Source organism: Nocardia macrotermitis, assembly GCF_009604405.1.
Lineage (GTDB): Bacteria > Actinomycetota > Actinomycetes > Mycobacteriales > Mycobacteriaceae > Nocardia > Nocardia macrotermitis.
Genome location: NZ_WEGK01000001.1, coordinates 92,986 through 110,968 on the forward strand (window position 1 = coordinate 92,986; position 17,983 = coordinate 110,968).

Genomic DNA, 17,983 nt, shown 5'->3' on the forward strand with positions numbered 1-17,983 from the left:
CCAGGAGTTCTCATGTCCACCTCACCACCGGTCAGCGCGCGGCTGCACAACGCGGATCTGGCCCCCGCGACGACCCGGGATTGGAACGGGTACAGCGTGTTCGCGCTGTGGATGTCGGTGCTGCACAACGTCGGCGCCTACACCTTCGCGATCGGATTCTTCTTCCGCGGGCTCGGTATCTGGACGGTACTGGCCGCCATGGCGGTCGCCCTGGTCATCGTCTATGTGCTGATGAATCTCAGTGGCGCGATCGGGCAGCGCACCGGCGTGCCGTACCCGGTCGTGGCGCGCCTCTCGTTCGGGGTGTTCGGCGCGAATCTGCCCGCGCTGATTCGCGGGGTGCTGGCGGTGTTCTGGTACGGCGTGCAGACCTATCTGGGGTCGGTGGCGGTGTCGGCGCTGGCGTTGCGGCTGGCGCCGGGACTCGAATCCTGGAACGCGCACAAGCTGCTGGGCCTGTCGGGGCTGGGCTGGTGCTGCTTCCTGGCGCTGTGGGTGCTGCAACTGCTGGTCGTGCGGCACGGTATGGAAGCCGTTCGCAGATACCAGAATTGGGCCGGACCGGCGGTGTATCTGGTGATGTTCGTGCTGCTGGCCTGGGTGCTGATCCGCACCGACGGCGCGCCGGGTGTGGAGGTCTCCCCCGATCGGGTGCACGGCGGGTCGGTGGTGTTGCAGTTCGCGTCGATCGTCGGACTGATCGTGGCGTTCTTCGGTACGTTCCTGCTCAATATCAGCGATTTCACCCGGTCGAGTCCGTCGCCGCGCTCGATGCGCCGGGCCAATCTGTGGGGTCTGCCGGTGAACTTCCTGGTGTTCGCGGTGACGGTCGCGATCGTCACCACCGGCAGCGCGAAACTGTTCGGACAGGCGGTGACCGATCCGATCGAACTCGTGCAGCGCATCGACAACACCCCCGTGCTGATCTTCGCCACGATCATCTTCACCATCGCCACGATCGGCGTGAACGTCGCCGCCAACGTGGTGTCCCCGGCGTTCGACTTCTCCAATATCGCGCCGAAGTACATCACCTTCGAACGCGGCGGCATGCTCGCGGCGATCGGCTCGATCCTGGTGTGCCCGTGGGCGTTGTACTCGAGTCCGGTGGTGGTCGACTACTTCATCGGCGGTCTGGGCGCGTTGCTCGGGCCGTTGTTCGGGGTGATCGTCACCGATTTCTATCTGGTGCGGCGTGGGCGCGTGGACGTCGCGGCGCTGTATGTCGAAGGGGGCGGTCCCTATTGGTATCGGCGCGGGGTGAATCCGCGGGCGATGCTGGCGGCCGCGGCCGGTGCCGTGATCGCGATACCCGTGGCGTTGGTGCCGCAATGGCATGCGGCAGCGCCGTTCTCGTGGACGTTGGGCGCGGTCGTCGCCGCCGTGGTGTATCTCGCGGTGCGGCGTGGTGTGGTCGATTCGGTTGATTCCGGACAGGAGCCCGCGCATGTCTGAACCGCAGAACGACACCCGAATCGCCGGGCCGCGAAGGGATTTCGTCGGCTACGGTCCCGTGCCACCCAAGGTGGTGTGGCCCGGCGGGGCGCGGGTGGCGGTGAGCCTGGTGATCAACTACGAGGCCGGGGCCGAGTACAGCTTCGCCTCGGGGGACGGCCGGCGCGAGGCCGTGGGTGAGTTCGGGGTGGCGATAAATCCGACGCGTCCAGGGATTCGCGATCTGTGCGTGGAATCGGCGTTCGAGTACGAAAGCCGTTCGGGCACCTGGCGATTGGCCCGGATCCTGGACGAGTACGGGCTGCCCGCCACGGTCAACTGCTGCGGCCGGGCGTTGCTCGAGAATCCCGCACTGGGCGAATACATTCGAACCAGCGGGCACGAACCGATGGCACACGGCTGGCGTTGGGAGGAACCGTGGCGGCTGTCCGAACAACAGGAACGCGAGGATATCGCCCGCGCCGTCACCACCATCGAAAAGCTTTGCGGGACAAGGCCAGTCGGCTGGCACTCGCGCTGCACACCGTCGGTGCACACGCGCGAACTGGTCGCAGCAGAAGGCGGATTCCTCTACGACTCCGACGCCTACAACGACGATCTGCCGTACTTCACCGACACCGCCGGCGGTTCGCATCTGGTCGTGCCGTACTCGCTGACGTTCAACGACATGCGTTTCGCCTTCCCGGGTTTCGCCGATCCGACCTCCTTCACCCGTTACCTCACCATGGGCTTCGACGATCTCTGGGAGGAGGGCGCGACGCATCCCCGGATGATGACGATCGGCCTGCACGGGCGTTGGGCGGGAATGCCCGGACGCTCCCGCGCGGTGCGCGAATTCCTCGAGCACGCGCTCGGACGCGGACAGGTCTGGTTCGCGCGACGCGTCGATATCGCGCAGTGGTGGCTGGCCCACCACGCCGAGTTCGTCTGAGGTCGGCCGATTGCCCGCCCGCCGAGTTCGAGAATTTTGCTCCCAAAAGCAGAAATCATGTTCTAACTTCAGTGAGAGTCACGTTCTACCCGACCACCGGGGACGGACCCACCGAAGGGAGCCGACCATGCCGCACGCACGTCCCGAGGATCTCGCCCCCGGCGGAGGCGGACGCTGGCCGTTCAGCGCCCGCGGCTTCGCCTCCGAACGCTGGGGCGACATGGAGGTCGGCTTCACCCGTGCGGCCGGGGCGCGCGACTGCACCGAGCTCTACCGGGCCGGCGGGATGCCCGGCGGCGTCTGCCCGTGCCCGCACTACGGCTACATCTTCTCCGGCACCATCCGCGCCACCTATCCCGGCACCGAGACCCCCGACGAAACCGCCACCGCGGGCGAGGCGTACTTCTTCCCCGCCGGTCACGTCCTGATCTACGAGGAGGCCACCGAGGCGCTCGAGATCAACCCGGCCTTCGCCCTCGGGCAGTGCATGGACGCCATCGAACGGGCCGCGGCGCGCGGCGCGAAGTAATCCCGGGACAGCCTGTCCGGCAAGCGAATTCCGGTCCGCAGCGCCCGGACGCCGCAATCGGGAGCACACACGGGCAGCAGACGCGGTCCCGTTGACCGGAACGCCTAGCGACCTGGACCGATCCCGGCATGATACTGGCGTTCATGACCGACGCAACTGTTCCTCCCGATCCCGACCTGTCGAAATACGGTCCGTGGGCGGTGATCGCCGGTGGCTCCGAAGGTGTCGGAGCCGAGTTCGCGCGGCAACTCGCCCACGCCGGAGTGAACCTGGTTCTGGTCGCGCGTAAACCGGGACCGCTGGCACGGGTCGCCGAGTCGTGCCGGGAGCTGGGTGTCGAAGTACGACCCCTCGCAGTCGATCTCACCGACGGCGGCGTCGAGGCGATCATCGAGACCACCGCGGACCTCGAGGTCGGCCTGCTGCTCTGCAATGCCGGGGCCAATACGCACAGCATGGAATTCCTGGACGGCGACCCACGCGAATTCCAGCGCGTGATCGACCTGAATCTCACCGCGACGCTCACGCTCGTCCATCACTACGGACGTCTCCTGCGCGACCGGCGACGCGGCGGAATCCTGCTGGTCGGATCGCTCTCCGAGTACGCCGGTTCGCTGCGGCACACCGTCTACGGCGGCGTGAAGGCGTTCGTGCGGATCTTCGGCGAGGGGTTGTGGCTCGAGCTGCGCGACCACGGCGTGGATGTACTCACGCTGGTACTCGGCGTCACCCGCACACCGGCCATGGAGCGTGTCGGGCTGAACTTCGACGCGCCGGGCATGGTCGTCTCCGAGCCCGCCGAGGTCGCCCGCGAAGGTCTGGCGCGGCTGCCGCACGGCCCGGTGCACGTGGTCAGCGGCAACGAGAAGTCCGTCGCGTGGCGCACCGGCCCGGACCGCGCGAAGATCATCCTGACCACGCACAAGGCCATGACGAGGCTGATGGACGCCGAGCCGCCCGCCGGGGAGCCCCGCCGTGGATGACGCCCTGGCCCGTCTCGAACAACGTCTACAACGCGTCGAGGACGAACTCGCCATCCTGCGCCTGCTCACCTCCTACGGCCCACTGGCCGACGCCGGCAGCACCGACGCCGCCGAAATCTGGTCCCAGGACGGCGAATACGACGTCGACGGCTGGCACATGCGCGGTCGCGACGAGGTGCGCGCGATGATCCGATCCGAGGCGCACCACCGCATCATCGACTCCGGCAGCGCGCACTTCTTCGGCCCACCCAGCATCACCCTCGACGGCGACGAGGCCGTAGCGGTCTGTGAGTCGATTCTGGTGCGGCACAACGACGACGGGCCCTACATCTGGCGCGCCGGAGCACATCGTATCCGGCTGCGGCGGACCTCCGAGGGCTGGCGCGTCACGCACCGGATCAGCCGCCCACTCGACGGCAGTGCGGTGACCCGGCAGATCCTGACCGGACGGAACGACTGAGCGAAGCGAGCCGCGGTTTTGCGCCACAAGGCGTTTCACCGCGTCTCGCGTGCGCTACGCGGCCTGGAAACAGGTCAGGCGGGACAGCGCGTCGAGCTGCTCGAGATACTCAGTCAGCGATCCGTGCCGCAGGCGCGGCTGCACGATGGTGGCTCCGGCGGCGCCGAGTTCACCGATCACCTCTTCGGCACGCTCCGGTACGGCAATCGGATCGAGTTCCTGCGCCGTGCCGACCACGACATCGAAATGTGCTGCGGCAGGCTGGCATTCGGCCAAACGCTCGCGCAATCCGGACGCGGACACCGCAGCGGGAATCCAGCCGTCACCCAGGCGGGTGGCCCGCCGCAGCGCGGCATCGCTGACACCGCCCACCCAGATCGGCAGCTGTTCCTGCACCCCGTGCGGATCGACCACCAGATCGCCGAAACTGAAGTACTCGCCCTCGAATTCGGGCGTCCGCCGCCCGAACGCGGCCCGCAGTGCCGCGATCGACTCGTCCGCACGCCGGCCCCGATCGGTGAACGACGCGCCCAGCAGCTCGAATTCCTCACGCGCGGTACCGACTCCGACGCCCAGCACGACGCGACCGCCGCTGATCCGGTCCAATGTGCCGTACCGCTTGGCCAGGGCCAGCGGATGGTGGTATCCGAGCACGATCACGCTGGTGCACAACCGAATCCGGCGTGTCCGGGCCGCCACGTACGACAGGGTGGCCAACGGATCCCAATAGCGTGTCCCCCGACCGCCTTTCAGCATCGTCGAGGTGGAATGCTCGGCCAGCGCGACATGTTCGCTACAGGTGAGATGATCGAATCCGAGCCGGTCCCCGGCCTCGGCGATCCGCGCGATCTCCTCGATCCCGGCCGTGCCCTCCCACGCCGCGGACCGTCCCGGAATGTCCAGCACCACCGGGGTGCTGATCCCCATTCTCACCGTCACACTGCCTCCGATCACCACCACCGCCACCTGCGCTCACGCGGACACCCCGCGCCGCCCACGCTACTGCCGCCCCCCGGCGACCCGACCCGCTCGTCCGGTGACCGGGACCTGGGGGCGGCCTGTCCCGACGGCAGTCGCCCCGGACCGCCGACAGATATCGCCACCGCGACGCTCCGGGAGAACTGACAGAACACCGAATATCTACTGCCGCAACCGATTTCCCCGCACCACAACTCACAACCGCTCCCGGCTACCCGGAGCCGGTACTGTGGCAGCGTGGGTTTCGAGGACTACGGACCGGGCGATGTCGTCTACTTTCCGGAGGGGCCGTTCGTCGGCATCTGCGGTGTCGTGCACGAGGTGGACGCGCGGCGCGCCACCCTCCGCCTCGAATTCGGCGAGGGCCTGGTGCATCGCGAGGGCGGGGTGTTGCGGGAGCGGCGGCATCGGATGACGGTCGCATTCGACGAGGTCGAACTCGTCTAGCCGCTCCCGCGTCCCGGATATCGTTGCGGCTCAGCGCAATTCGGCGATCACATCGGCCAGCGCAGCCATGCGGGATTCCGATACCGAGTAGTGGGTGACGGAGTATTCGTCGCGGTAGCGCCGCAGGGTGTCGGCGACATCGCGGGCCGTGCCGTGCAACACGCCGGGCAGGTAGCGGTACTGCTCCTCGGTGAGGGCCGGGTTGAACATCCGAACCATATGCAGGTCGGACTCGTGCCCGGGGATTTCGATGCCCTGCACGGTCAGACCCAGTTCGAGGTCGGGGAAGCGAGCTCCGGCGGCGGCGCGGACGAACTCCACGCGACGGGCCAGCGCGTCGACTCCCGTCGCGTCGGAATCGATGTCGGCGGCGACCGGGACCCCGGCGATGGCGACGGTGTCGGCGTATTCGGCCGCCACCCGGATCAACCGGTCACCGGCGCCGGCCACCAGCACCGGGATCGGGTGCGGCACCGGCGGTTGATGGTCGCCGGCGAACAGTTTCCGGATCTCGGTGAGGGTCTGCGCCAGGTTCTCGATGCGCTGCCGCCCGCCCGGGAAGGGCAGCCCGGCGACCTCGAATTCGGGCTTGGCGAAGTCCGGGCCCGCGCCGATGCCGAAATCGAACCGGCCGTCGGTGAGCAGACCCATACTCGCCACGTCGCGGGCCAGCAGCGCGGGGCGGTAGAAGCCGGAGTTCAGCACCATCGTGCCGACCCGGACCCGGCTGGTCGCCTCGGCCATCGTGATCAGCGCCGGAAACGGCGAGACCATGCCCAGGTGATCGGCGACCTGGACCACGTCGAAGCCCAGATCCTCGGCCTTGCGGGCCCGGTCCTGCCACTCACTACGGGTGCTGGTTGCCGTGATACCTACCGCGAAACGAAAAGGCCGCGGTGTCAAGTCATTTCGATTGTCGTCCACGTCCGCCCACGGTAGTCGCGGGCGGGCGGGACAGCACCTGATTAGTTCGGCCGTGTCACCGAGCAGGGCGTGTCACCGCGCCTCGCCCGACAACGCGTGCCGCACGCCGCGCACGGCGTCGCTCAACGGACGACTCTGCTCGTCGGGCGGTTCGGGCACCTCCCGGATCGGGCGGCCGGCGCGGATGTCCTCGGCCATCGCGTGCACGGTCTCGGCCAATCCCGCGGCGTCCGGTGGCGCGGCCCCGTGCGCTGTGCGCGCGACCGTCGCGGTGGCCACGTCCAACGCCCGTTCCGCCGCGATCACCGCGGGCCACCAGGCCAGCGTGCGACGGCTCACCGCCGCGGGTTCGGCGATCGCCCGCTGGAACGAGGTGCGCAGATCCGCGAGCCGATCGTAGGCCGCGCGCCGCAGCTGCGGCAGATTCGCCTCCGCGGCGCCGAAAGCGCCGCCGAAGTATTCGGCGATCGCGTCGAGGGCGTCGGCCAGGCGCGGCCGCACCGGCGCTTGCCAGCTGCCCGGCCACGGCAGATAGCCCAGGATCAGCACGATCGCGCAGCCGACGACCGCGTCCGCCAACCGGATCTCGGCCAGCTTCCAACCGATATGCGCAGGTAGATCGATGAACAGGATCACCAGCGGGGTCTGGAACGTGGAGAACAGCCCCCAGTTGCGGCGCTTGCCATACGGCATCGCGAACGCCAGCACCGCGATCGGGATCAGCAGCCACGGACCGTCCGAGGCGATGGCCAGCAGCGCGGCCCCGATCACCGCGCCGACCGTGGTGCCCAAACCACGTTGCAGCGCGCGGGCGAACACCGAACCGAAATCGGGTTTGAGCACCACCGCCACGGTCAGCATCACCCAGTACGAACGTTGCAGCGGGAACAACTCGCTCACCGCACCGGCCACCGCCATACACACCGCCAACCGCAACGCGAACAGCCGCAGCAGCCGCCCGGTCCACATCTCGGCCAGCACCGACCGCACCGGCCTGCGCGGGCGCGCACCGGTCGAGGACTGCACCTCGTCGCTCAGATAGGTGGTGTCGACCAGTTCCATCGCACCGGCCAGCGCCGACCGCAGCGCGCGCCGGGCCGGGGTCGCCCCGCTGTCCACGTCGGGCATCGCCGCGTAGGTGCGCGATTCGCCCAGAATCGCCGCGGCGACCTCCTCGGCATACCGCGCCGACCGCGGGGCCGCGTCGATACTCTCCAGGTCCAGCGCCACACCCGCATCCCGCACCACACTCGATTGATTCAGCAGCGCAACGAGTTTGGTGCGTTCACGCTGTGAGCCCGGCGACCACGACCGCGCGGCGAGCACGGATTCGTACGCGGTGCGCCGGGCCCGCGCGAACACCGCGGTGGTGGCGGCGTTCGGGGTGCGCAGGAAATCCGCCAGGGCACGGTAGGTGGCCGCGACGCCCTCGCGTTCGGGCAGCGTCGGATGCAGCGGCCAGACCACCGCGACCAGCAGAATCGTCCAGCACGCGCCCGCGACGAACATGACCGCGTTGTGCCAGGGCGCTCCGGCCAGCGGCATCCCGGTCGCGACGATGGAGGTCACCAGCAGGTTCAGCCCCGCCACCGATCCCGTCCCACCCGCACCGCTCAGCAAGGCCGCCACCAGCGACAATGCCGTGATCGCCAAGACCGTCCACCAGCCCGACCCGCGAATGTAGCCGCCCGCGAGGAATCCGGCCGCACCCGCGACGGCCACCACCGCGAACCGCAGCGAGCGCGCCCGATACGAACCGCCCTGATCGGCGGCCACCGCGGTGAGCGCCCCCATCGCGGGCAGCGTCCCATCGATCAGCCGCCCGGCGGCGACCGCGACCGCCAACGGCGTCACCACCGCGATCAGACACAACGTCATCCGACCCCACTGCGGCGTCGCGGGCGCGGGCCGCACCACCTCCACCAACCACCCTGGCGCGAAGTCCACGATCGCCCGCCGCGACCCCCACTCCCTGCTCATACCTGAACCTCGCCCTCGGGAACCGGAAACCGCACAGCATCGCCACGATAGCCAACCTCACCCGCGCATTCGGCAAGTTCGACACGCGCCAGCAAATTTTCAGCACAATTCTGTTGCCCCAGTCGGATCCAGAGAGACTCGCCCCAGCCGGATCCGGACAGGGCTCACCCCAGCCAGATCCAGAGAGGCTCGCCCCAGCCGGGTCCGGACAGGGCTCACCCCAGCCGGATCCAGACAGAGCTCACCCCAGCCGGATCCAGACAGAGCTCACCCCAGCCGGATCCAGACAGAGCTCACCCCAGCCGGATCCAGACAGAGCTCACCCCAGCCGGATCCAGAGGGGGAATGCACTGTCAGTCGGGGTCCCGGCCGGTTCGGTAGCGGCCGGGGGTGGTGCCGACGAGGGTGGTGAAGGCGGTGATGAAGCCGCTGGGGTTGGACCAGCCGCAGGCGTGGGCGACGTGGGTGATGTCGTGGCCGTCGGCCAGCAGGAGCAGGGCGTGGTGGATGCGGATCTGGGTGCGCCATTCGTAGAAGGTCATGCCGAGTTCGGTGTGGAACAGGCGGCTGAGGGTGCGGGCGCCTGCGCCGATCATGTGGCCGAGGTCGGCCAATGATGTGTTGTCCGAAGGGGTTTCGTACAGCAGGCGGGCGACGGCGCGGAGCCGGTCGTCGCGCGGTTCGGGAAGTTGCAGTGGCTGCTCGGACGCTTCGCGCAGGTCGTCGACCAGGACGCGGTGCAGTCGGGCGCGGGCCGCGCGGTCGTGGTCGCGAGTACCGGTCAGGCTCAGCACGATTTCGCGGGTCAGGCCGGAGGCGGTGAAGACGGCGGGCCGCTCGGGCATGAGCCGGGACAGGGACGGCGGCAGGAAGACGATCCGCATGTCGGTGTCGCCGTGCGCGCGGTGACGATGGGCGAATTCGGCTGGGGTCCAGGCGATCCGGTTGGCCGGGACGATCGAGGTGCCGCGTTCGGTGCGCACCGAGAGCACGCCGCGCGCCGCGTACACCAGATGTCCGCGCCGATGGGTGTGCAGTGAACTCATCGCGCCCGTCGGCCACTGATGCGCGCCGCCGGAGGGCCACAGCCGCGAGGTGACATCCGGCCGGGAGGGTTGGCGGGCAATGGGCACAACTCGGCATTCTATCGGTGGTCGGCCGACCCATCGCTGCTGAACAGTGGGCCTATGCACGACACGCTTCGAACGAATACGACCGGTGCCACCTCCCCGGCGCCAACGACCATGCGGGCGGCGGTGTGCGTCGGCCCCGGTGGCCCGGACATGCTCGAGATCCGGGACCTGCCCGTGCCATCGATCCGCCCCGGCTGGAGTCTGATCCGGGTGCGGGGCGCGGGCCTGAACCGCTCGGAACTGCGCACCCGCCAGGGCCACTCCCCCGACGTCGCCTTCCCGCGCGTGCTTGGTATCGAATGCGTGGGCAGCGTGGCCGCCTCGACCGATCCGGCGCTGCCCGAGGGGACGACCGTCGCAGCGGTGATGGGTGAGATGGGACGCGAATTCGACGGCGGCTACGCGCAATACGCGCTGTTGCCCAACGCGTTGCTGATGCCGATCACGACCACACTGCCCTGGGACGTCCTGGCCGCACTGCCCGAGACATATCTCACCGCCCAGGGCGCGCTCGACGCGGCCGGAGTCACCTCCGGCACCGCCGGTCGGTTGCTGATCCGCGGCGGGACTTCGTCGGTCGGGCTGGCCGCGTTATCGATCGCCGCGGCATACGGCGTCGAGATCGCGACCACGACCCGGCGACCGGACCGCATCGACACACTCCGCACGGCGGGCGCTAACCACGTCCTCATCGACAGCCCAACACTCGCCGACGATCTGCGCGCCGTCTGGCCCGAGGGCCCCGATCGCATCCTCGACCTGGTCGGAGCCGCCACCGCCGTGGATTCGCTACGGCTGGTGCGTCGCGGCGGCACGGTGTGCGTGGCGGGTTCGCTGAGCGGCTGGACACTCCGCGACTTCGAGCCGATCGCGATGATCCCCTCCGGAACCAGGCTCACCGCCTTCCACAGCAACGACTTTCGCGGCGCGGCGGGCGCGGGCGTCCTCCAGCGCATCGTCCACCAGGTGGAGTCCGGCAGCTATCACCCGATCATCGATCGCGTCGTGCACCTGGACCAGATCGCCGCAGCTCATCGATGTATGGAGGACAACGCGGCAGTGGGCAAGATCGTGCTGCTCCCCTGACCTCCCGATGGTGGCTCACATGATAGATCCCGCTGCGGCAGAACGGCACTGCACATTCCCTGCCGATTCACCAACTGTTCACGGCCCCTGCGCTGCCTCTGCCGACGTTGCGGGGCAACGGCGTTCGATCCGCTGGCGTTCAATCCCCGTCTGCCACTATGATTCTCACGACAGTTATCGGGAAAGCTCCACGATTGCGGAAAAGAGCCTCGTCATGATCCTCGTGGCCCTTCAGCTTCACGAGACCGTTCTCGCACACCACGAGGTCGTTCTCGCGCAGGTCGGCAACCCCACACCGGAAACCCCGCCCGCGGCGGACAAACTGATGAAGCTGGTGCGGTACTTCACCTGGTTCGTCATCATGTCCGGCATCCTCGCAATCGTCTACGCCGGAGGCCATTTCGCCTGGGAGAAGTGGACCGGCGGCGGCTCGCAGTCACCGAAGATGGTGGCGGGGGCCATGATCGGCGGCATGGTCGCGACCAGCGCGGGCACGATCATGAACGCCGTCATCGGATAACGGCCCGCCTGCCGCCCGAAGCACGGGCGGCGGTCCCCACCACTCTCCTGATTCGACACGGTCTCCCGGGCCGACGTGACCGACAGCACGCTGCGGGTCGCGCGCGGTTCGGACCGGTCCCGATGCGGCCATATACCGTTGAGCCCATGGCCGATCCGGTTTCGCATCGAGGAGACTGAACTGTTGAGCAGCGGTAGCGCAGCGCCCGAGCAGCATCCGGTGCTGATGGCCGATGAGCGGATGGGCCTGAACGACGCGGTGGCGGCCGCGGTGACCCGGTCGGTGGGGTCGATGCCCGCCCTGTATCTGGTGCTGGTGGCGTTCACCGTCTATGCGGCGCTGGCGACCTGGTGGCCGCCGCTGCATCGGGCCGATCCGTACCCGTTCCAGTTCCTGCTGTTCCTGAACAATGTCGTCCAGCTGGTGTTGTGCCTGGTCATCCTGGTCGGCCAGCGGGTGCTCAGCGCCGCGGCCGACCGCCGCTCGGTGCAGACCTACGAGAACACCGAGATGGTGTTCCACCAGGTCGCGGATCTGCAGGCGCATCTGGACCGGCAGGATCGGGAGTTGAGCCGCGGGCTGAGCCTGCTGGAGTCGAGTCCGCATCCGTGGATCGAACAGCATCGGGTGCAGGATCCGCCGCAGGCCGCGGATCAGGCGGTCACCCTCAACGATCGGATCGCGGCCTGGCTCACCACCAAGCTCGGCAGCGTGTGGGCGTTCTATCTGGCGGCCGGAACCCAGGTGCTGTGGATCGTGTTGGCGCAGACCGGAGTTCAGCGGTTCGACCGATATCCGTTCCTGTTCATGACTTTTCTGTCCTCACTGGCCCAGCTGATCTTCATGATCGTGATCATGGTCGGCCAGGATGTGTTGGGCCGCACCGGAGATCGGCGTTCGGAGCAGACGTTCCTGGACGCCCAGGCCATCCTGCACGAGTGCCGCCGGATGAAGGAGCGGTTCAACGCGCAGGACCGGGTGATCGACAGCCTCACCGGCTATGTCACCGTTCAGGTCACCGAGCGGCTGGCGCGGGCGATGCACGACACGAGCGAACGGGTGGCCCATCAGGAGCGGGTGCACGAGGCGATGACCACCGGTCGCGCGCCCGCCGAGGCCGATGTGCTGCGCGCGTGGTCGGATCTGCCGGTCCGCAAACAGGACGACCGCCGGATGCAGGCGCGCCGGATCGGCGAAAACCTCGCCGCGATAGGCTGTTTCATGGTTCCGGCCTTCGATGCGGAGCTGGCCGCGAATTTCGACGACGCCGAGGTTCGCCGGCTCGCCGAGCTGGAGTACCACCACTGGATGCAGGATCGGATCGCGGCGCGATTCAGGAATCTGTCCGAGCAGCACGACCTGGACGACGCGATTCCGCTGCCGTGGGTCGAATTACCCGACGCCGCAAGGCTTCCGCATCTGCGGGCGGCGCGGCGGATCCCGATCGTGGTGGAGCAGGCGGGTTTTCAGGTGTTGCGCGGTGGTCCCGGCGCGGTGTGAGCGACGCGGCTCAGGGTTCGGCGCCGGCGGCGGCGAGTCGTTCCGCGAGCAGGCGGCAGCGCTGGGCGAGTTCGGGCGGGTCGAGCACGGTGAAATCGTGCCCGAGCAGCGCGACGTGCATCAGGACCAGGTCCAGATTGTCTGCGCCACTGAGGATTTCGCAGCTCTCCTGGTCGCGCGGGCGCACCACCGCGGCCTGCGCGGGAACCTGCGCGCGCACCGTGTCGGCCGGTGCTCGCACGAGCAGTCGCGCCTGGTTCGGATACGCCCGCACCGCGACGCCCTCCTGCACATACGATGCCGCGGCGGGCATTTCGCGCGGGCGGAAACGCCAGGTGCGGGCGGCGACCTCGCGCATCCGGTCCACCCGGAAGCTGCGCCAGTCGTCCCGATCCAGGTCGTAGGCGAGCAGATACCAGCGCCGATCCGAGGCGACCAGGCGATAGGGTTCGACCCGCCGCCGGTCCGGCGGGGTCGAGGACGGGTAGCCGAATCCGGCCTCCACTTCGTCGCGGCAGGCGCGGGCCAGGGTCATCAGCACGCGCGGATCGACCGGCGCGCGACCCCCGCCGAAGGATTCCACCGCACCGGCCAGCGCGGCCACCTCGTGCCGCAGGCGGGTGGGCAGCACCCGATCCAGTTTGGTCAGCGCCCGCAGGCCGGCGTCACCGTCGCCGGTGATCGCGCCGCCCGCGCCGACCAGCAGTGAGACCGCGGTGGCGATGGCCTCCTCGTCGTCCAGCAGCAGCGGCGGCACGTCCGGGCCGGGACCGAGTTGGTAGCCGCCGCCGATACCGTGTTCGGAATGAACGGTGTAGCCGAGTGTGCGCAGCCGTTCCACATCGCGCCGGACCGTGCGGGCGGTGACGCCGAGCCGGTCGGCGAGTTCGGGGCCGGTCCAGATCTGACGTTGTTGCAGCAGGCCCAGCAGGGTCAGCACCCGTTCGGTGGTTCCCCGTCCGTCGCCGTCCGCCGTTTCCATATTTCCAGCGTGCCAGAGACAGCGGACCGATGCTGTCCGCAGGTCGTGCCATGGTGTGTGCATGACCACAGACCAGTTCGATTGGAACCGTACGTTGCGTGAGCAGTGCGAGGACCACTGGGAACGCCAGGTGCGGCCGCGCCTGGCGGGGCTGACCGACGAGGAGTACTTCTGGTCGCCGGTGCCGAATCCGTGGAATGTCACCCCGCGTGGCGCGTCATCGGCCGCCATCCAGGGCGGTTCGGGTGATTTCACCATCGATTTCGCCTATCCCGAACCGGACCCCGTCCCGTTCACCACGATCGCGTGGCGACTCGGGCACGTCATCGTCGGCGTCTTCGCCATGCGCAACGCGTCCCATTTCGGCGCTCCCGCAACCGATTACAACACCTGGGACTACGCCGGTGATGCGGCCACCGCGATCCGGCAGCTGGAAACCCAACTCGACATCTGGCTGACCGGCCTGCGCGGCCTGACCGAAGCCGATCTGCAAACACCGCTCGGCGCGAAGGAACTCTTCCCCGACGAACCGATGGCCGCCTTGGTCCTGCACATCCACCGCGAATTCATCCACCACATGGCCGAAATCTGTCTGCTGCGCGACCTTTACCTGCACACGAAGGGCACCCCGCGATGACGGTCGAATTCCAGGTCACCATCGACGCCCACGACCCCCGCGCCCTGTCCACCTTCTGGCGCGAGGCCCTGCACTACATCCACCCCGCCCCACCCGGCATCACCCTCCCACCCGACGCCGACCCCCTCGCCGCCTGGGACGAATTCCTCACCGCACTCGGCATCCCCGCAGACCAACTCAACACCCGATCGGCAATAGAAGACCCCGAATCCCGAGGCCCCCGCCTCTTCTTCCAGCAGGTCCCCGAACCCAAAACCACCAAGAACCGCCTACACCTGGACCTCCGAGCCGCCCCCGGCCTCCAGGGCCCCGCCCGCATGGCCGCCCTCGAATCCGAATGCACCCGCCTGCAAGCCCTGGGCGCCACCCGCCTCCACCGCCACAACCCCACTCCCCCACTCGAATCCGGCCACATCATCATGGCCGACCCGGAGGGCAACGAATTCTGCCTCGACTGAGGGCTCCCCGGGACTCGTTGCACCGCAACGAGTCCCGCAGCACCGGTGATGCCCCAACTCGTCTCGCGGATCGGAACCAGCGAAACCGCCAGTCACCAATTCCATTCCTTCCCAATCGATCTCATAGACGAAACGCCGCTCCGCAGCCGATGACTATGTGTTCAGCGTAGGTTCGGCGACCTGTCCCGACATCGGCTCGAGACCGGACGCGAGCTGAGGAGGCGGCGTTCGGCCGGGAGCTGTGGCCGGATGACCGCGGCCGCGTTCGAGGGCCGGCGCAACATCCACTACGAAAACCTCATTCCGTACTGGAAAGACAGGACCGGGTATTCGATCGAACGCGCGCCCCGTGTCGCTATCCGGCGTGTGGCAGGAAGGCGCGGTCCAGGAAGGTGGTGTAGTTCGGGAGGGTTGCCGAATGATCGATCGCGCCTTGAGATTTGGCCCAGTTCGCTTGGGCGGTGAGGGCTTCGGGGAGGTCGGCGGGGAGGGTGAGGGTGTAGTCGAATTCCGGGAGGATGCGGGTGAGCAGGTCCGCAGGGAGTTGGGTGGCGGTGGCGACCGCGGAGATCGCGGGGGTGGTGCGGGTGGCGAGTTGGGTGCTCGCGTCGTTCAGGGCGGCGAGGAAGGCGGACAGGGCGGCGGGCTTGGCGGACACGGCGGTGTCGGTGGCCAGGTAGAGGCTGTGTTGGTTGTAGGTTCCGGCGGCGAGTTCTATTGCGTCGGTGCCGAGGGATTGTTCCACCTGGGCCTGGTAGGGCTGGAAGATGGCGATCGCGTCGACGTTGTGCTGGGTTGCGGCGGTGACTGCTGCCGGGGGCGCCACCTGGACGAGTTTGGCGGTGATGTTGCTGTGGGACAATGCATTCGAGGCGAAGTAGGCCGCGCTGGTGCCCAAGGGGGTGCCGATCGATTTCCCGGACAGGTCGTCGACCGAGGTGATTCCGGCGCTGCGCCGGGCCACGATTCGTGAACCCTGCCAACGGGATCCGTCCGCGACGATGCGCAACGACGGGGTGCGGGTGAGTGCCGCGGCGGCGGGAACGTCTGCGGCGGTGGCGATGTCGACCTGATGTGCGGCCAGTGCCTGGAGCGCTTCCACACCGGTGGCGAAGTTGACAACCTTCACCTTCACGCCCCGTGCGGTGAAATATCCGCCCTGTTCGGCGACGGGAATCTGCGCCCAGGAGGGGTCCACGACGAAACCGACCGTGAGCGACTTCGGATCGGAATCACCCGAGCCGGTGCAGGCGACCAGGGAGCCGAGCAGGGCCAGGAGTGCGGCGACCACGGTGATCGGCCGGAGAGTACGCGATGTCATATTCTTGCCTTCGTCGAGCAGTGTTGGATCTAAGTTGTTGCCGGAGAACGAATCTCGGTGTCGATACCGAGTTCGTGATGCAGGGTGCGCCGCAGCTCGCTGTAACCGGGTTGGTCGGCGAGGGTGTCCGCGGGCCGGGGACGGGCGAGTGGATTGGTGATCCGGTTCGTGATGCGCCCGCCGTGCAGCACGCCGATCGTGTCGGACAGCCGGATCGCCTCGTCCACATCGTGGGTGACGAAGACGATCGTGCGTCCCAGCCGCGTCCACAGATCGATGAGCAGATCCTGCATGTTGAGCCTGGTCAGAGCGTCCAGCGCGGCGAACGGCTCATCCATCAGCATGATGTCGGGCTCACCGGCCAGCATCCGCGCCAGCCCCACCCGCTGCCGCATACCGCCGGAGAGCTGGTTGGGTCGTTTCCCGGCGATGTCGGCGGGCAGACCGACCAGATCGAGCAACTCCTCGATCCGCCCCCGCCGCCGACCGGAAGCGAATTTCCTTGCCCGCAAGGCAAATTCGATATTGCCCGCGACGCTCATCCAGGGGAACAGCACGTCGCGCTGGAACGCCACACCACGACGCGGATCGGGCCCGCGCACCGACTCCCCGTCCTCGGTGACCGTCCCCGAGGTGGGCGCGATCAGCCCGGCCAGACAGTGCAGCAGCGTCGATTTCCCGCTCCCGGACGCACCGACCAGCACTGTGAACGCACCATCGGGCACGGTCAGATCGATCCCCCGCAACGTCGGATGCGGATTTCCCGGAAACCGGACCACCAGATCCGTTGTCACCACAGCCATTTCAACGCACCTCCTTGGCCCAGCGCAGCACCGGCGCGGTCACCGCGACGATCACCAGATCACATGCCGCGCCGAGTATTCCGAGCACGACCAGGCAGAAGATCAGCCGATCCGCCTGTGAATACAGCTGCGCCTGATAGATCCGGTAACCGATGCCCGCGGTGGTCCCGGTCATCTCGGCGACGACGATCAGCACGAAAGCCATTGCCGCACCGACCCTCACCCCCGCGACCACATCGGGCACGGCCTCGGGAATCACGACGCGGGTCAACGTCTGCCAGCGCCCCGCACCCAGGCACCGCGCGGCTTGCAGATAATCCGGTGGGGTACCGGCGAATCCGGAATGACTGTTCATCCAGACCGGCACGAACACGCCGAGCGCGATGACCAGGATCTTGCTGTTCTCCCCGAGTCCGAACCACAGAATCGCCAGCGGCACAAGGCCGATCGTCGGCACCGGCGACAACAACCGCAACACCGGCTGCAACAGCCGACGCCCCGCACCGGTGGTGGCGGTCGCAATCGCCGCCCCGATACCGACGACGCCACCGACCACCAACCCGAACACGGCCCGGCGCAGACTCGCCCCCAGATCGGGTATCAGCAGCCCCTCGGCATACAGTCCGTGACCGGCGCGCGCGATCTGCGCGACGGTCGGAAACAGTTGGCGCGGGAATAATCCCGTGGCCGCCACCACCGACCACAGCACCGCCGCCAGCGCGATCCCCGCGATCGTGCCCCCGGCAACGCGCCACCGCCCGCCGAACACCGCCGGCAACCGCCGCCACCCCCGGCCCGCAGCGGACCCCGCCGCCGGATCCACACGCCCGGCCCTCGTCTGCACGCTCGATGTCATCTG

At 68.3% G+C, this 17,983-nt stretch carries 19 protein-coding genes; 11 read left to right on the forward strand and 8 right to left on the reverse strand.

The annotated features are described in order from the left end of the window. Positions 1-12: 12 nt before the first annotated feature. The 5 genes from NRB20_RS00420 (at position 13) to NRB20_RS00440 (ending at position 4,355) form a co-directional block, all read left to right on the forward strand. On the forward strand, positions 13-1,452 hold the full coding sequence (locus NRB20_RS00420; protein WP_153407193.1) for an NCS1 family nucleobase:cation symporter-1: 1,440 nt from the start codon (positions 13-15) through the stop codon (positions 1,450-1,452). Continuing rightward, entirely contained in the window at positions 1,445-2,383 is a 939-nt protein-coding gene (locus NRB20_RS00425) for a polysaccharide deacetylase family protein (RefSeq protein ID WP_153407194.1), read from the forward strand. Before NRB20_RS00420 ends, NRB20_RS00425 begins: the two co-directional genes overlap by 8 nt. A 127-nt stretch (positions 2,384-2,510) precedes the next feature. Then, on the forward strand, positions 2,511-2,912 hold the full coding sequence (locus NRB20_RS00430) for a cupin domain-containing protein (protein WP_227833089.1): 402 nt from the start codon (positions 2,511-2,513) through the stop codon (positions 2,910-2,912). A 143-nt stretch (positions 2,913-3,055) separates the two neighbouring features. Continuing rightward, complete coding sequence (locus tag NRB20_RS00435) at positions 3,056-3,895, forward strand: SDR family NAD(P)-dependent oxidoreductase (protein ID WP_153407195.1); 840 nt, start codon at positions 3,056-3,058, stop codon at positions 3,893-3,895. Beyond that, positions 3,888-4,355 carry a nuclear transport factor 2 family protein gene (locus NRB20_RS00440; RefSeq protein ID WP_319944260.1) on the forward strand — a complete coding sequence of 156 codons (468 nt, stop codon included), beginning with the start codon at positions 3,888-3,890 and terminating at the stop codon, positions 4,353-4,355. Before NRB20_RS00435 ends, NRB20_RS00440 begins: the two co-directional genes overlap by 8 nt. A 54-nt stretch (positions 4,356-4,409) precedes the next feature. On the opposite strand, the gene NRB20_RS00445 is transcribed toward NRB20_RS00440, so the two are convergent. Continuing rightward, positions 4,410-5,282, reverse strand: coding sequence for a TIGR03619 family F420-dependent LLM class oxidoreductase (locus NRB20_RS00445; RefSeq protein ID WP_153407722.1), 873 nt, complete (start codon positions 5,280-5,282; stop codon positions 4,410-4,412). Positions 5,283-5,570: 288 nt separating this feature from the next. On the opposite strand from NRB20_RS00445, the gene NRB20_RS00450 reads away from it, so the two are divergent. Continuing rightward, entirely contained in the window at positions 5,571-5,780 is a 210-nt protein-coding gene (locus tag NRB20_RS00450) for a hypothetical protein (protein WP_227833090.1), read from the forward strand. A 30-nt stretch (positions 5,781-5,810) separates the two neighbouring features. On the opposite strand, the gene NRB20_RS00455 is transcribed toward NRB20_RS00450, so the two are convergent. The 3 genes from NRB20_RS00455 to NRB20_RS39190 form a co-directional block, all read right to left on the reverse strand. Continuing rightward, complete coding sequence (locus NRB20_RS00455) at positions 5,811-6,704, reverse strand: TIGR03621 family F420-dependent LLM class oxidoreductase (RefSeq protein ID WP_319944261.1); 894 nt, start codon at positions 6,702-6,704, stop codon at positions 5,811-5,813. Between the two features lie 72 nt (positions 6,705-6,776). Beyond that, the gene (locus NRB20_RS00460; RefSeq protein ID WP_153407196.1) at positions 6,777-8,684 is read right to left on the reverse strand and encodes an FUSC family protein; all 1,908 of its coding nucleotides are present in this window, start codon (positions 8,682-8,684) and stop codon (positions 6,777-6,779) included. 353 nt (positions 8,685-9,037) lie between these two features. Next, entirely contained in the window at positions 9,038-9,817 is a 780-nt protein-coding gene (locus NRB20_RS39190) for an AraC family transcriptional regulator (RefSeq protein ID WP_319944262.1), read from the reverse strand. A 54-nt stretch (positions 9,818-9,871) separates the two neighbouring features. Here NRB20_RS39190 and NRB20_RS00470 point away from each other — a divergent pair, with 54 nt between their 5' ends. From NRB20_RS00470 to NRB20_RS00480, 3 genes are all read left to right on the forward strand, one after another. Next, positions 9,872-10,903 (forward strand): zinc-binding dehydrogenase, encoded by a 1,032-nt coding sequence (locus NRB20_RS00470; protein ID WP_153407197.1) that lies wholly within the window; start codon positions 9,872-9,874, stop codon positions 10,901-10,903. A 214-nt stretch (positions 10,904-11,117) separates the two neighbouring features. After that, positions 11,118-11,423 (forward strand): hypothetical protein, encoded by a 306-nt coding sequence (locus NRB20_RS00475; RefSeq protein WP_153407198.1) that lies wholly within the window; start codon positions 11,118-11,120, stop codon positions 11,421-11,423. Between the two features lie 183 nt (positions 11,424-11,606). Then, positions 11,607-12,923, forward strand: a complete 1,317-nt coding sequence (locus tag NRB20_RS00480) for a DUF1003 domain-containing protein (RefSeq protein ID WP_153407199.1) — start codon at positions 11,607-11,609, stop codon at positions 12,921-12,923. Positions 12,924-12,933: 10 nt separating this feature from the next. Here the strand turns inward: NRB20_RS00480 and NRB20_RS00485 are convergent, their stop codons facing one another. Further along, positions 12,934-13,905 (reverse strand): helix-turn-helix transcriptional regulator, encoded by a 972-nt coding sequence (locus tag NRB20_RS00485; protein ID WP_153407200.1) that lies wholly within the window; start codon positions 13,903-13,905, stop codon positions 12,934-12,936. A 61-nt stretch (positions 13,906-13,966) separates the two neighbouring features. Between NRB20_RS00485 and NRB20_RS00490 the strand changes: the two genes are divergently transcribed. Together NRB20_RS00490 and NRB20_RS00495 are read left to right on the forward strand one after the other, a co-directional pair. After that, positions 13,967-14,542, forward strand: a complete 576-nt coding sequence (locus NRB20_RS00490) for a DinB family protein (RefSeq protein WP_153407201.1) — start codon at positions 13,967-13,969, stop codon at positions 14,540-14,542. Further along, positions 14,539-15,000, forward strand: a complete 462-nt coding sequence (locus NRB20_RS00495) for a VOC family protein (RefSeq protein WP_153407202.1) — start codon at positions 14,539-14,541, stop codon at positions 14,998-15,000. Before NRB20_RS00490 ends, NRB20_RS00495 begins: the two co-directional genes overlap by 4 nt. 355 nt (positions 15,001-15,355) lie before the next feature. Here NRB20_RS00495 and NRB20_RS00500 read toward each other — a convergent pair whose 3' ends face one another. From NRB20_RS00500 to NRB20_RS00510, 3 genes are read right to left on the reverse strand one after another with little or no spacing between them, the layout of a single operon-like run. Continuing rightward, positions 15,356-16,321 (reverse strand): ABC transporter substrate-binding protein, encoded by a 966-nt coding sequence (locus NRB20_RS00500; RefSeq protein ID WP_153407203.1) that lies wholly within the window; start codon positions 16,319-16,321, stop codon positions 15,356-15,358. A 29-nt stretch (positions 16,322-16,350) separates the two neighbouring features. Continuing rightward, positions 16,351-17,124 (reverse strand): ABC transporter ATP-binding protein, encoded by a 774-nt coding sequence (locus NRB20_RS00505; RefSeq protein WP_153407204.1) that lies wholly within the window; start codon positions 17,122-17,124, stop codon positions 16,351-16,353. A gap of 1 nt (position 17,125) precedes the next feature. Further along, entirely contained in the window at positions 17,126-17,980 is an 855-nt protein-coding gene (locus tag NRB20_RS00510; protein ID WP_153407205.1) for an ABC transporter permease, read from the reverse strand. Positions 17,981-17,983 lie beyond the last annotated feature (3 nt).